We start from the raw sequence: 14,099 nt of genomic DNA, 5'->3' as shown, positions 1-14,099 counted from the left end.
CTCCTCAGTGGGCGAGGATCGCCAGCAGCAGCAGCGCCACGATGTTCGTGATCTTGATCATCGGGTTCACCGCGGGACCTGCCGTGTCCTTGTAGGGATCGCCGACGGTGTCGCCGGTCACGGCCGCCTTGTGGGCGTCACTGCCCTTGCCGCCGAAGTGACCGTCCTCGATGTACTTCTTGGCGTTGTCCCAGGCGCCGCCGCCCGAGGTCATGGAGATCGCGACGAACAGGCCCGTCACGATCACGCCGAGCAGCATCGCGCCCACGGCCGAGAACGCCGCCGACTTGCCGGCCGCCCCGCCCCCCGCGATCGCATAGATCACGAAGTAGACGAAGATCGGTGACAGCACCGGAAGCAGCGAGGGGATGATCATTTCCTTGATCGCCGCCTTGGTCAAAAGGTCGACCGCCTTGCCGTAATCCGGCTTGTCGGTGCCTTGCATGATCCCCGGCTTCTCGCGGAATTGTCGGCGGACCTCCTCGACGATCGCGCTCGCCGCGCGGCCCACGGCGGTCATGCCCATCGCGCCGAACAGATACGGCAAGAGACCGCCGAACAACAGGCCCACCACGACGTAGGGGTTGTTGAGCGAGAAGTCCGGTTTGACGCCGGCGAAGTAGGCGTGGTGCGCGGAGTCCGCAATGAAGAACTTGAGATCCTCGTTGTAGGCCGCGAACAGCACCAGGGCGCCGAGACCGGCGGAGCCGATCGCGTAGCCCTTGGTCACCGCCTTGGTGGTGTTGCCGACCGCATCGAGCGCGTCGGTCGACTTGCGAACCTCCTTCGGCAGGCCCGCCATCTCGGCAATGCCGCCCGCGTTGTCGGTCACCGGGCCGAACGCGTCGAGCGCGACGACCATGCCGGCAAGCGCAAGCATCGTGGCGGTCGCGATCGCGATGCCGAACAGGCCGGCGAGGCTGTGGGTGACCAGGATGCCGGCGATGATGACGATCGCGGGCAGCGCGGTCGACTCCATCGAGATGGCGAGGCCCTGGATCACGTTGGTGCCGTGGCCGGTCACCGAGGCCTGGGCGATCGACTTTACGGGACGATAGTCGGTGCCGGTGTAGTATTCGGTGATCCAGATGATCAGCGCGGTGACGGCGAGGCCGACCACGCCGCACTCGAACAGCGCCATGCCGGTATAATCGACGCCGGCGAGCTTGCCGAACCCGATCAGGTAATAGATCACGCCGGCGATGCCGACCAGCGACAGGACGCCGGTTGCGATCAGACCCTTGTACAGCGCGCCCATGATCGACTGGCTCGGTCCCAGCTTCACGAAGAAGGTGCCGATGATCGAGGTGATGATGCAGATGCCGCCGATGGCGAGCGGCAACGTCATCATGTCGGCGAGGATCGGCGTCTTGGCGAAGAAGATCGCCGCCAGGACCATGGTGGCGACCGCGGTCACCGCATAGGTTTCGAACAGGTCGGCGGCCATGCCGGCGCAGTCGCCGACATTGTCGCCCACGTTGTCGGCGATGGTGGCCGGGTTGCGCGGATCGTCCTCGGGAATGCCGGCCTCGACCTTGCCGACGAGGTCGCCGCCGACGTCCGCACCCTTGGTGAAGATGCCGCCGCCGAGACGGGCGAAGATCGAGATCAGCGAGGCGCCGAAGCCGAGCGCCACCATGGCGTCGATGACGACCCGGCTGTCAGGCGCAAGCTTCAGCGAATGGACCAGGAAGCCGAAATAGAGGGTCACGCCGAGCAGCGCGAGACCCGCAACCAGCATGCCGGTGATGGCGCCCGCCTTGAAGGCAAGCTCGAGACCACCCGCGAGCGACGTCGTCGCCGCCTGGGCGGTGCGCACATTGGCGCGGACCGAGACGTTCATGCCGATGAAGCCGGCCGCCCCCGACAGGATCGCGCCGATGGCAAAACCGATCGCGACATAGAGCCCAAGGAAATAGGCAAGCAGCACGAAGATGACGATGCCGACCATCCCGATCGTGGTGTACTGACGCCGCAGGTAGGCCTGTGCGCCTTCGCGCACCGCTGCCGCGATTTCCTGCATGCGCGGAGACCCCGCATCCGCGCTCAACACCGAAGACGTCGCCCAGATCGCGTAGACGACGGAAAGCACTCCGCAGAGCACAATCAACCATAATGCTGTCATGTGATTTTTTGCCTCAGATCCTTGATGAACGTACCCCCGGCGCCTTTTGTTTTTCCGTCGTGCGGTGCGGCGCCTTGATTTGAAAAAGGCCGCCCCTTGCCCGAAGGCGCGGCCCTAGTCGGTCACGACCTTGCCAAAATCAAATTGAGGGTGCAACGCCAGATGAGGCCGAAAAGGCCGATCTCGGCAGGTATTTAGGCTGGTCTGGGAGTCCCGACGCCGGTTTGGAGCATTTCCTAGAAGTGGCTGTAGGAGAGCCGCTTCAAGACCAGCTCCTGGCCCTGCCCGTCCAGGAAGCGCGGCCGCTCATGGCCCGCGACGATCGTGCCGATGGCCGTGACGGCAAGGCCTGCCGCCCGCCCCAAGGCAATCAGCGCGTCGCTTTGCGCCGGCGGAACGGTGCACAGCACCTCGTAATCGTCACCCCCGGCAAACAACGTTTCAACGGAAACGACGTTGCCCGCGATCAGGCCGGCCGCAGCGGCCGAGAGCGGCACGCTCATCACGTCGATCGTGGCCGAGACGCCTGATGCCGCACAGAGCTTGGTCAGATCTCCGGCAAGGCCGTCGGAGACATCCATCGCAGCCGTCGCATGGTCACGCACGGCCTGCGCGAGAACATTGCGCGGCTGCGGCACGCGATAGCGCGAGATCAGCGTCTCGCGCGCGTGCGGATCGGAGGCCAGCGCATTCGCCACCGCGCCGCCCGTGAGCACATCGAGGCCAAGCGCGGCGTCGCCAATCGTCCCGGTGACCAGGATACGGTCGCCCGGCTTGGCGCCGGTGCGGCCGACCATCCGCCCCTGCGGTACGCGGCCAAAGGCGGTGATCGAGATCATCTGCGGCCCCGGCGTCGACACCGTATCGCCGCCGAGCAGCGGACAGGCGAAGGTTTTCGCATCCTCGCCGAGCGCGTTCGCGAACGGCCTGAGCCAGGCGTCTTCCTGGCTGCGCAGCGCCAGTGTCAGCACGAACCCGGCCGGCATGGCCCCCTTGGCAGCGAGATCGGACAGGTTCACCCGCAGCGCCTTGCGCGCGATGGTATCGGGCGGATCGCTGGCAAGATAATGCACGCCCTCCACCACCGCGTCGGTGGTGACGACGATGTCGCCGCCGAGTGCCTGCAGGATGGCGGCATCGTCCACCAGCCCCAGCGCGCCGGGATCAGTCGCCAGCGGCTTGAAATAGCGCGCGATAAGGGAGTCTTCGGGGGAGGGATTGTGCGGGCTGGTCATTAGCGTCAGCCACACACATCGCTGTCATCGCCCGGCTTGACCGCGCGATCCAGTATTCCAGAGACGATCGTGTGACATCGATAGGCCGCGGCGTACTGGATCACCCGCCTTCGCGGGTGATGACAGCGGAATATGGGGCAGCCACATCGCATCAATTCACCGCCCTGCGTCTCAATCTACCCCCGCCCGAACTCGTCACCGCGAAACTGGCGGCCGATCTGGTCGAGCACCGCGTTGACCATGCCGGTCTCCTCGCGGTCGACGAAGGCATTGGCGACGTCGACATATTCGGACACGACGACCCGGCCCGGCACGTCCTTGCGGTGTTCCAGTTCGTAGGCCCCTGCCCGCAGCACCGCGCGCAGGATCGCTTCGATGCGCTTCAACGGCCAGCCCTTCGACAGCGCCTCGTCGATCAGCGGATCGAGCTTCTTCTGGTCGCGCACGACACCGGAGACGACATCGCGGAAGAACGCCGCTTCCGCCGGGAGATATGTGTCGCCCTCGACCTCGTTGCCGAGCCAGTGGCTCTCGAACTCCGCAAAAATGTCGTTGATGCCGGCTCCGCCGATATCCATCTGGTACAGCGCCTGCACGGCTGCGAGGCGCGCCGCACCGCGCCGGTTCGCCTTCTTCTCCGTGCCCGCCGGCGGCTTCTTGTTGTTATCGGCCATGATCAAGCCCGCGCCAGCCGGCGCTTTATGCGCAGCATCGCAATCGCGGCCCGCGCGGCATCGCCGCCCTTGTTCAGCTCGCTGGCGCGCGCCCGCGCCCAGGCCTGCGCTTCGGTGTTGACGGTGAGGATGCCGTTGCCGAGCGGCAGCTTTCGCGCCACCGCCAGATCCATCAGCGCGCGGGAGGATTCCTGCGAGACGATTTCGAAATGGATGGTGTCGCCACGGATCACGCAGCCGAGCGCGATCGCGGCGTCATAGGGCCTGCCATTGGCGGCCGCGGCATCAACCGCGATGGCGATCGCCGCAGGAATCTCCAGTGCGCCGGGAACCGTGATGACGTCGTGGGTCAGACCGGCCGCCTTCAGCTCGGCCACCGCGCCTTCGAGCATGGCGTCCTGGAGATCGTCATAAAACCGTGCCTCGACAATCAGCGCGCGTGCGCCGGAGATGTCGGTCTGGTCCTTCAGGGGTGCGCGCCGCGCGTCTGCCATCATAAGCCTACTGTGTCATTGCCGGACTTGACCCGGCAATCCCTGGGTCAGGACCTCTTAAGAGCATGGATGCGCGGGTCAAGCCCGCGCATGACGAAGTTTCATCACCGTCACTTCATTTCCGTCAGCCGCGCCGCGTAGCGGGCCATCAGATCGACCTCGATATTGACCTCATTCCCCGCCTTCCAGCCGCCGATCGTCGTGACCGTCAGGGTGTGCGGAATGATCAGCACCGAAAAGGTCACGTCCTTCACCGTATTAACCGTCAGCGAGACGCCGTCGAGCGTGATCGAGCCCTTGGTCGCGATGAACCGCGCCAGCTCCCGGGTCGTGGAGAGCTCGAACCGCGCCATGTCGGGCAGGTCCTCGCGGCTGACGAGGGTCGCGATGCCGTCGGCATGGCCGGCGACGATATGCCCGCCGAGCTCGTCGCCGATCTTGAGCGCACGCTCGAGATTGAGCCTGGTGCCGACCGTCCAGTGCTTTGCCGTCGTCAGCGCCAGCGTCTCGGCCGCGGCATCGACGTCGAACCAGGTCCTTTGAGCAGAGTCTTTGCCGGCTTCGACGCCGGAAGCAACCACGGTCAGGCAGACGCCGTTGCAGGCGATCGAGGCGCCGTCCGCAATGGTGGTCTGGTCGTAGCGGCAGGCGATGCGCAGCCGGTGCAACTGACCCTGCACCGTCGGCGTGAAGCCGACGATCTCGCCGATATCGGTGACAATGCCGGTGAACATTACGCGCGCTCGTAGATGGTGAGAGTATCCTTGTCGAAGGTTTCGCTAGCATGAACCTTGTAGGCCTGCGACTGCGTGATTTTCGACAGGGGCAATGCAGCGAGCGCATCCACCCCGTCGGCGCCCACCGCCTCCGCGCCGCGGAACAGCCAGATCTCGTCAACGAGGTCAACGGCGATAAAGGATGCCGCGACGCGGCTGCCGCCCTCGACCATCAGCCGCGTGATGCCCTTGGCGGCCAATGCGTGCAGCACGGCCGCAAGATCGAGTCCCGAGGCATTGCCGGGCGGCACGCGGATCACCTGCGCGCCGGCAGCACCGAGCCGCGTGGCGGCCGCGGCCTCCGCGAGTTCAGAACCCACTACCCACAGCGGAATCTCGCGCGCGGAGCCCACGAGCCTGCTCGCGCCGGGAATGCGCAGGCTCTGATCGAGCACCATGCGCACCGGTGAGCGCGCGGCCATGCCCGGCAGGCGGCAGTCGAGCTGCGGATCGTCCGCCAGCACCGTGCCGATGCCGACCAGGATGGCGTCGCTCTGGGCGCGCAAAAGATGCACGCGGTCGCGCGCCGCCTCGCCGGTGATCGCGACCGGCTTGCCCCCGGCCGCGCCGATCTTGCCGTCGGGCGAGACCGCGAGCTTCAGGATCACATGCGGGCGGTGACCCCTGATGCGGCGGAAATGCCCGGCGTGGTCGAAGGCGGCTTCGCGCGCGCACAGACCCACATCCACCATGATGCCGGCCGCGCGCAGCCGCGCATGGCCCTGACCGGCGACTTCCGGATTGGGATCCTCGATCGCGGCCACCACGCGCTTGATGCCGGCGGCGATCACTGCGTCGGCGCACGGTGGCGACTTGCCGAAATGCGAGCACGGCTCCAGCGTGACGTAGAGCGTGGCGCCGCGTGCGGCCTCGCCTGCGCGCCGCAGCGCTTCAGGCTCGCCATGCGGCCGTCCGCCCGGTTGGGTCCAGCCGCGGCCGACGATCACGCCGTCCTTGACGATGACGGCGCCGACGGCGGGATTGGGCCAGGTGCGTCCCTGCCCGCGCCTGCCGAGCGCCAGCGCAAGCTCCATGAAGCGCCGGTCGGCATCCCTGGACTCGCGCGCCTTCTGCGCGAATTGATCCTCCAGGATGCGGAAGATCATTTGCGGATCGCGGCGAGCCGCGCTTCCTCCTCACCGGAGAGCTCACCGAGCACGTCGGCGAAATCCTTGGCCTCGCGGAAATTGCGGTAGACCGAGGCGAAGCGGACATAGGCGACGTCGTCGAGCGTGCGCAGATGCTCCATCACGGTCTCGCCGATCACTTCGGAGGAGATTTCAGCCTCGCCCCCGGTCTCGAGCTCGCGCACGATGGTGGAGACCATCTTCTCCACCCGTTCCGGCTCGACCTGCCGCTTGCGCAAGCTGATCGACACCGAGCGCATCAGCTTGTCGCGGTCGAACGGCACGCGGCGGCCGTTGCGCTTGATCACCGTGAGCTCGCGCAGCTGCACCCGCTCGAAGGTGGTGAAGCGGAAATTGCAGGCAACGCACACGCGCCGCCTGCGGATCACGGAAGAGTCCTCGGTCGGACGCGAGTCCTTCACCTGCGTATCGAGACTGTTGCAGTTCGGGCAGCGCATCCGTTGACCTTGACCGGTTTTCTTGGACCTTACTGATAGATCGGGAAACGGTCGGTGAGCGCCTTGACCCGTTCCTTGATCGCGGCTTCCACCAGCGGCGCCTTGCCGTCGGAGGACTGCGCGATCGCGTTCAGCACCTCGGCGATCATGCCGCCGACCTGCTGGAATTCAGCAACACCAAAGCCGCGGGTGGTAGCCGCCGGCGTGCCCAGACGAATACCGGAGGTGACGAACGGCGATTCGGGGTCGAAAGGAATGCCATTCTTGTTGCAGGTGATGGCCGCGCGGACCAGCGCCTTCTCCGAAGCGTTGCCCTTCAGGCCCTTCGGCCGGAGGTCAACGAGCATCAGATGGTTGTCGGTGCCGCCGGAGACGATATCGAAGCCGTGGCCCTTCATCGCCTCGGCCAGCGCCTTGGCGTTCTCGACGACGTTCTTCGCATAGACCTTGAAGTCCGGCCGCAGCGCCTCGGCGAAGGCGACCGCCTTTGCCGCGATCACATGCATCAGGGGGCCGCCCTGCAGGCCCGGGAAGATCGCCGAGTTGAATTTCTTGGTCAGCGCCTCGTCATTCCACAGCATCAAGCCGCCACGCGGACCACGCAGCGATTTGTGGGTCGTGGTGGTGGTGATGTGGGCATACGGCACCGGCGAGGCATGCACGCCGCCGGCGACGAGACCGGCGAAGTGCGCCATGTCGACCAGGAGGTACGCGCCGACGCTGTCCGCGATCTCGCGGAAGCGCTTGAAGTCCCAGGCGCGCGAATAAGCCGAGCCGCCGGCCACGATCAGCTTCGGCTTGACCTCCGCGGCCTGCTTGGCGACGGCGTCCATGTCGATAATCTGGTCCTCGCGGCGCACGGTGTAGTGCGCGGCCTTGAACCATTTGCCGCTCATGTTGACGGGGGAGCCGTGGGTGAGATGGCCGCCGGCCGCAAGATCGAGCCCCATGAAGGTGTCGCCGGGCTGAAGCAGCGCCAGAAACACCGCCTGGTTCATCTGGCTGCCGGAGTTCGGCTGCACGTTGGCGAAGTTGGCACCGAACAGCTTCTTGGCGCGATCGATCGCGAGATTCTCGGCAACGTCGACCCACTCACAACCGCCGTAGTAGCGCGCGCCGGGATAGCCTTCCGCATATTTGTTGGTCATCACCGAACCCTGCGCTTCCAGTACGGCACGGCTGACGATGTTCTCGGAGGCGATCAGCTCGACCTCATGACGCTGGCGGCCGAGCTCGCCCTTGATGGCGGCTGCGATTTCCGGGTCAGCCTGCTCGAGCGAGGCGGTGAAAAACGAATCGGGCGCGGAGGCGGTTTTGGCGAAGGTCATCTTGCGAATATCTCCACCGCCGCAGCCTTTTGGCGGGCTACGGGCGGGTCTGGTGTGGCGATCGGAAGCGGCGAGCGCGATCTACCACATCGCCCGCAACAGGCCAAGGGTTTGCGGGTCGGGCCTGAGATTTATGCAAGATATGGTGGGGATCGAAGATTTTCGACACCGGGGCGGTTCTATGGAATCGCCCCGTATTCGACCCTAAGGAATAAGGCCGCTTTGAGCCTCAAACTTCCGGCTGGACCCGCTGGCCGAGGCCAGCGCCCCTCACAGCCCGGTATACCCCGCCTTCACGGGATCCACGCTGCCGTCGAGCTGCCGCAGATAGGTCAGCCCGCAAACCGTCAACCTGTGGGTGTCCTTCTCGCCGGCTTCCATCAACGTATTGAGATAGTTGGTGACCTTTTCCCGCGCCTCGGCGCTCGCCGCAGACGTGCGGTTGGCGAGCAAATCGTAGGTATGCATGATCCGGTCGATGGCAGCTTCCATGGCACCCTCTGGTTCTTGCCGCGTTTGGGAGTTGAGATCAGGCAACTGCTTTGGCCTCGGACTGCGCCTCGAACCTGACGATGGCCTTGTTGGCCAGCCTGATCTTGTTGAATTCGCCGCGCTGGAGCAGCTTGATGACGATCTCGAGCAGACGTTCGTCGGTGACGAGGGTGTCCCGGATCGCGCCCGAGCGGCGAAGATAGTTCGCGGCGATGGCATAGGCCTCGCTCACGAGTTCCACGTTCATCACCCCCACGCCACGCTCGACCAGCATCGTCCGCCCTCCGATCGAAGGGGATAAGCACCGAACCGGGAACTCGTTCCCTGCCCTTGGGGATTTTTTTCGCAACCGCGAAATGGAAAAACGCACCGGTCCGGACACAGCCGGGCCGGCGCGCTTGGGGAAGCTCAGGCACGTTCGGGAGGCTTGCCGGTCTTGTTGTGGGCCGGCTTGGCCAAATCCCGTCGAAAGAGCTCAGAGACGATACAGGATCTGGTCGGTCCAGAACCGCTCGAGGCGGTGCAGCGACTTGTTGAGGGTCGAGAACTCCTCGCCCGAGATGCCGCCGACCTGCTCGACCGTCTTGACGTGCTTCTGGTAGAGCGAGTCGACGATGCGACGAACTTCCTGGCCCTGCGGCGTCAGGCGGATGCGCACCGAGCGGCGATCGACGCGCGAGCGCTGATGATCGAGGAAGCCGAGCTCGACGAGCTTCTTCAGATTGTAGGAGACGTTGGAGCCGAGGTAATAACCGCGCGTGCGCAGTTCGCCGGCGGTCAGCTCCTTGTCGCCGATGTTGTAGAGCAGCAGCGCCTGCACCGAGTTGATGTCCGCACGGCCGCGGCGATCGAACTCGTCCTTGATGACGTCGAGCAGCCGGCGATGCAGCCGCTCCACCAGAGTCAAAGCTTCCAGATAGAGCGTCTGCACCGAACCCTGCTGGCCGGAGACGCGCTCTGCGGTATCTGCCGCAGTTGCGACGGCTTTCATCATGACACTTCCCCTGTTGTCGTTTTTATCGACACTCATTCGACGAAACTTGTGTCCCGTCTGATAGGTGCAACTTAAGGGGCTCGTTTGAAGATCGGCTTAAATAAGAGAATAAAGAGATCATGAATTTAAGACAGTGAATTGCGGATTAAGCCTGTGCCACAAGCACTTTTCGCAATAGTCTGTTGACTCTCGCAAGGTCCTGTTCACCCTCCGTCCGCCGCGATTGTCGCATTCCAGAACAGCCCCGCCCCGTTTCGAAACGGCCGCGTAAGAGCTGTGGCGGAACACGCTGGTTAGCGAAAACTTACGTCGAATTTTACGCAACCAACCGTCAACCAAGCGCGACATTCTCGTGTCCCGGACCAGCACAGCGAAGCGGAGCGCAGAGCCGGGACCCAGAAGGCCAGAGACGAGATCGCGGAGAAATGGGCCCCGGCTCTGCAACGCATCACGCCGCGCGTGCGGCGCGCTGCATTGCGTCCGGGGCACGAGAGTTTGCTATGGCGGCCGTTCGCGTGCGGCCATCCAGGCGAGCGCGAGATAGGCGGCCAGCATGAAGGCTTCGACCCCGACCACAACCAGGCTGCCGCCGTAGATGCCCGGGAACATCAGCTCGATCACCGCCATCGATACCACGGTCGTCAGCCACACCACGGCGCCCCAGGGCGTCGCCAGCCACAGCCCGACCGCGGCAACAAGTTCGATCACGGCGAAGTAGATGGTCGAGGCCTGCCAGGCCATCGACTGGTTTTCGAACGCCTCGTCCTCGCCGCCGACGAAGCCCGTCACCTGCGCCCAATGATAGAGACCCTTGAGGATCGAGAGCAGCGCCATCACCCGCAGGAACAGCACGAGCCGGCGCGTCCAGACATTGTCGTCGGACTCGGCTCGCTCGGACGAGATCGCCGCCACCGACATTGCACTGTCTCTGGCATTGTCTCGGACGGCGTCCCTGGCGCCGTCGCGGGCCGCATCGCGGGTGGAGATCTCGGACATGCCCCCTTCTGGCTGCTTTGCCCCGCAAAATCAATCGGCTGCGCCCAATCAGTTCTTTGCCTTGCGGCAGCTCAAGCCGCGGTGACGGGAACCATGCGAGCTGGTATAAGAATAATTCCAGCCGGAGGAAGAGTGATGGCGATCAAATACGGACGTCCGATCGAATTGCGCGAGGTCTCGCGCCGGGATGGCACTGCGGCCTCCCCTGCCCTCGATCTGACCGTCCGCCCGCGCCGCAACCGCAAGGCCGAATGGGCCCGGCGCATGGTGCGCGAGAACGTGCTCACGACGGACGATCTGATCTGGCCGCTGTTTCTGATCGACGGCAACAACAAGCGCGAGCAGATCGCCTCGATGCCGGGCGTCGAGCGTCTCAGCGTCGACCAGGCCGTGCGCGACGCCGAACGCGCGATGAAGCTCACCATCCCCTGCCTCGCGCTGTTTCCCTACACCGATCCGTCCCTGCGCGACGAGGAGGGCTCGGAAGCCACCAACCCGAACAATCTGGTCTGCCAGGCGGTGCGCGCGATCAAGAAGGAGTTTCCGGAGATCGGCATTCTCTGCGACGTTGCACTCGATCCCTTCACCAGCCACGGCCATGACGGCCTGATCTCCGACGGCAAGATCCTGAACGACGAGACCGTCGCCGTGCTGGTGCGTCAGGCCCTGGTGCAGGCCGAAGCCGGCTGCGACATCATCGCGCCCTCCGACATGATGGACGGCCGCGTCGCCGCGATCCGCGAGGGCCTGGATCGTACCGGCCTGCTCGACGTGCAGATCATGGCCTATGCCGCAAAATACGCTTCCGCCTTCTACGGCCCGTTCCGCGATGCCATTGGCTCCGCCAAGACGCTCACCGGCGACAAGCGCACCTACCAGATGGACAGCGCCAACACCGACGAGGCGCTGCGCGAGGTCGAGCTCGACATCGCCGAGGGCGCCGACATGGTGATGGTCAAGCCCGGCATGCCCTATCTCGACGTCGTCCGCCGCGTGAAGGACACGTTCGCGATGCCGACCTTCGCCTACCAGGTGTCCGGCGAATACGCGATGATCGCCGCAGCCGCCAACAACGGCTGGCTCGACGGCGAGCGCGCCATGATGGAGAGCCTGCTCGCGTTCAAGCGCGCCGGCGCCGACGGTGTGCTGAGCTATTTCGCACCGAAGGCGGCGGAGAAGCTCCGCGCGCAGGTGTAGGCCCCAATGTCGTCCCGGCGAAGGCCGGGACCCATACCGCGTGATCCAACGAGAGCGCGCAGTATTGGTACCGGGGAAGCGATCGACCCCTAAGTCTTCGCCAAACTGCTCTGCGTGGTTATGGGTCCCGGCCTTCGCCGGGACGACACTGTTGCTGTGGCGTCAGCTCCCTCTCCTCGCGGCTACCGCCGCCCCCGAATCGCCGGAATATTTCGGCTTGTTAATCGCGGCACCCTTGGCACGCGGACGGCCTATTCCCATGTGCTGCCACGGGAGTTTCCCCTCGGGAGGACGGTCATGTCGTATTCGGACTCGGGCAATGCCTGGCGCAGTGATGGTGCGGCTCACGCCTACGATCCCTATCTGCACCCGGAACTGTTCCGCGGCGTTGCGACGCGGCGGGTGTTCGCCTTCCTGATCGACATGGTCGTGATCTCGGTGCCGGTGATCCTCGGCTACCTCTTCATTGCGGTGTTCGGCGTGGTCACGCTCGGCATCGGCTGGGCGCTGTTCTGGCTGGCCTGGCCTGCCTCCGTGATCTGGGCCATCGTCTATTACGGCGCCTGCATCGGCGGTCCGTCGTCCGCGACCATCGGAATGCGCGTGATGGATCTGGAGCTCCGCACCTGGTACGGCGCGCCCGGGTATTTCGTGCTGGGCGCCACCCACGCGGTGCTGTTCTGGGTGACGTTCTCGTTCCTGTCGCCCTTCGTGGTCCTGGTCGGCCTGTTCAACGGCCGCAGGCGCTTGCTGCACGATTTCGTGCTGGGAACGGTCGTGATCAACAATTCCGTTCGTGCGCCGGTGCCTCAAGGCGCCAGGACCTACTGATCAAAGGACCTACTGATCAACCAACCTGGATCAAGAACCTATCAACCTGGACCCGCTATGCTGTCCGACCTGACCTGCCGAGTAGACCGATTGACCGGGGGCTTTCGTAGCGCGATGCTGATGCACATTTTGGAGGCCCACGACGTCCCTTGACCCAGCACTCGCGCGATACCCCACAATTTTACCTCACGGCGCCCTCCCCCTGCCCCTATCTGCCGGGCCGGCACGAGCGCAAGGTGTTTACGCACCTCGTAGGTGAGCGCGCCGGTGATCTCAACGACCTCCTGACCCATGGCGGCTTCCGTCGTAGCCAATCGATCGCCTACCGTCCCGCCTGCGACCAGTGTCGCGCCTGCGTCTCGGTCCGGGTGATCGCCAACGAGTTCCGCCCCTCCCGCAACTTCCGCAAGGTGATCGCGCGCAACGCCGACATCATCGGCGAGCAGCGCAGCGCAGTGCCGACCTCCGAGCAATATTCGGTGTTCCGCGCCTATCTCGATTCCCGTCACCGCCACGGCGGCATGGCGGATATGACCGTGCTCGACTACGCCATGATGGTCGAGGACAGCCACGTCGAAACCCGCATCATCGAGTACCGCAAGCGCGGCCCCGACAGCGGCATCACCGGCCGGGGCGAAGAGCTGATCGCGGTCGCGCTGACCGACGTGCTCAGCGACGGCCTGTCGATGGTCTATTCGTTCTTCGAGCCCGGCGAAGTCAGCCGCTCGATGGGCACCTTCATGATCCTCGACCACATCGCCCGCGCCCGCCGGCAGGGATTGCCTTACGTCTATCTCGGCTACTGGATCGAGGGCTCCAAGAAGATGGACTACAAGGCCCGCTTCCTGCCGCAGCAGCGCCTCGCGCCGTCAGGTTGGCTGCGCATCGACGCGCAAGGCGATGCGGCGTCCGAGCCGCAGGATTGATCGGCGCGCCGATCTAATAAGCCGGCAGTTCGTACCGCGAGATGGGACCAGCGCCGGAGGTTTTGCTTGTCGAGTATCTATGATCTGATCGCGCGGGGCATGGTCGAGCGCCAGCAGGTGCTCTGTTTCTATCAAGGGCACCCGCGTTCAATTTGCCCCGCAATACTGGGCCATACCGATGGCGAGGAACGAACGCTCGCCTTTCAGTTTGGCGGCAGTTCCAGCAAAGGCTTGGCGCCCGGAGGGGCCTGGAAGTGCTTTAAGCTGGCGGAGATGACGAAGGTCGCGCTTCAGAGGGGGAAATGGCACGCGGGCTCGAGACATCGCAAGCGCCAACAATGCGTCAAGGTTGTCGATCTCGACGTCAATCCCCTCAGTCCTTACCGGCCGCGACGCCCGCTTGGCCAGAAGCCAAGTGCGTGATTGCGGCCTCAGCACTTGATGGG

The 14,099-nt window shown here is 64.8% G+C and carries 16 protein-coding genes; 4 read left to right on the top strand and 12 right to left on the bottom strand.

What is annotated here, in order from left to right; translation table 11 throughout:
- Nucleotides 1-4 precede the first annotated feature (4 nt).
- The 12 genes from ABIC03_RS15270 to ABIC03_RS15215 form a co-directional block, all read right to left on the bottom strand.
- Entirely contained in the window at nt 5-2,125 is a 2,121-nt protein-coding gene (locus tag ABIC03_RS15270) for a sodium-translocating pyrophosphatase (RefSeq protein ID WP_007611089.1), read from the bottom strand.
- 236 nt (nt 2,126-2,361) lie between these two features.
- Entirely contained in the window at nt 2,362-3,360 is a 999-nt protein-coding gene (gene thiL / locus ABIC03_RS15265; protein WP_354058907.1) for a thiamine-phosphate kinase, read from the bottom strand.
- Between the two features lie 176 nt (nt 3,361-3,536).
- Nucleotides 3,537-4,034 carry a transcription antitermination factor NusB gene (nusB, locus tag ABIC03_RS15260; RefSeq protein WP_007611091.1) on the bottom strand — a complete coding sequence of 166 codons (498 nt, stop codon included), beginning with the start codon at nt 4,032-4,034 and terminating at the stop codon, nt 3,537-3,539.
- Nucleotides 4,035-4,036: 2 nt separating this feature from the next.
- Nucleotides 4,037-4,528, bottom strand: coding sequence for a 6,7-dimethyl-8-ribityllumazine synthase (gene ribH / locus ABIC03_RS15255; RefSeq protein WP_354059654.1), 492 nt, complete (start codon nt 4,526-4,528; stop codon nt 4,037-4,039).
- A 110-nt stretch (nt 4,529-4,638) separates the two neighbouring features.
- Nucleotides 4,639-5,262 carry a riboflavin synthase gene (locus tag ABIC03_RS15250; protein ID WP_354058906.1) on the bottom strand — a complete coding sequence of 208 codons (624 nt, stop codon included), beginning with the start codon at nt 5,260-5,262 and terminating at the stop codon, nt 4,639-4,641.
- A complete protein-coding gene (ribD, locus tag ABIC03_RS15245) occupies nt 5,262-6,410 on the bottom strand; it encodes a bifunctional diaminohydroxyphosphoribosylaminopyrimidine deaminase/5-amino-6-(5-phosphoribosylamino)uracil reductase RibD (RefSeq protein WP_354058905.1) in 1,149 nt (382 codons plus the stop codon). Before ribD ends, ABIC03_RS15250 begins: the two co-directional genes overlap by 1 nt.
- Entirely contained in the window at nt 6,407-6,889 is a 483-nt protein-coding gene (nrdR, locus tag ABIC03_RS15240) for a transcriptional regulator NrdR (RefSeq protein ID WP_007603426.1), read from the bottom strand. Before nrdR ends, ribD begins: the two co-directional genes overlap by 4 nt.
- Nucleotides 6,890-6,918: 29 nt before the next feature.
- Entirely contained in the window at nt 6,919-8,217 is a 1,299-nt protein-coding gene (glyA, locus tag ABIC03_RS15235; protein ID WP_007611109.1) for a serine hydroxymethyltransferase, read from the bottom strand.
- A 270-nt stretch (nt 8,218-8,487) separates the two neighbouring features.
- Complete coding sequence (locus ABIC03_RS15230) at nt 8,488-8,709, bottom strand: hypothetical protein (RefSeq protein ID WP_007603423.1); 222 nt, start codon at nt 8,707-8,709, stop codon at nt 8,488-8,490.
- A gap of 37 nt (nt 8,710-8,746) precedes the next feature.
- Nucleotides 8,747-8,983 (bottom strand): hypothetical protein, encoded by a 237-nt coding sequence (locus ABIC03_RS15225; protein ID WP_275167861.1) that lies wholly within the window; start codon nt 8,981-8,983, stop codon nt 8,747-8,749.
- A gap of 201 nt (nt 8,984-9,184) precedes the next feature.
- Entirely contained in the window at nt 9,185-9,703 is a 519-nt protein-coding gene (gene ldtR, locus ABIC03_RS15220) for a transcriptional regulator LdtR (protein WP_007603420.1), read from the bottom strand.
- A gap of 498 nt (nt 9,704-10,201) precedes the next feature.
- Nucleotides 10,202-10,699, bottom strand: coding sequence for a DUF6163 family protein (locus ABIC03_RS15215; protein WP_354058904.1), 498 nt, complete (start codon nt 10,697-10,699; stop codon nt 10,202-10,204).
- A gap of 135 nt (nt 10,700-10,834) precedes the next feature.
- Here ABIC03_RS15215 and hemB point away from each other — a divergent pair, with 135 nt between their 5' ends.
- The 4 genes from hemB (at nt 10,835) to ABIC03_RS15195 (ending at nt 14,076) form a co-directional block, all read left to right on the top strand.
- Complete coding sequence (gene hemB, locus ABIC03_RS15210) at nt 10,835-11,896, top strand: porphobilinogen synthase (RefSeq protein ID WP_354058903.1); 1,062 nt, start codon at nt 10,835-10,837, stop codon at nt 11,894-11,896.
- 297 nt (nt 11,897-12,193) lie between these two features.
- Complete coding sequence (locus tag ABIC03_RS15205; RefSeq protein ID WP_275167864.1) at nt 12,194-12,727, top strand: RDD family protein; 534 nt, start codon at nt 12,194-12,196, stop codon at nt 12,725-12,727.
- Between the two features lie 149 nt (nt 12,728-12,876).
- The gene (locus ABIC03_RS15200; protein ID WP_007603416.1) at nt 12,877-13,653 is read left to right on the top strand and encodes an arginyltransferase; all 777 of its coding nucleotides are present in this window, start codon (nt 12,877-12,879) and stop codon (nt 13,651-13,653) included.
- Nucleotides 13,654-13,719: 66 nt separating this feature from the next.
- Nucleotides 13,720-14,076 carry a hypothetical protein gene (locus ABIC03_RS15195; RefSeq protein WP_354058902.1) on the top strand — a complete coding sequence of 119 codons (357 nt, stop codon included), beginning with the start codon at nt 13,720-13,722 and terminating at the stop codon, nt 14,074-14,076.
- Nucleotides 14,077-14,099: the final 23 nt, after the last annotated feature.

It is taken from the genome of Bradyrhizobium sp. RT6a (assembly GCF_040547675.1).
Lineage (GTDB): Bacteria > Pseudomonadota > Alphaproteobacteria > Rhizobiales > Xanthobacteraceae > Bradyrhizobium.
This window is presented reverse-complemented; position numbering and strand designations above follow the sequence as displayed.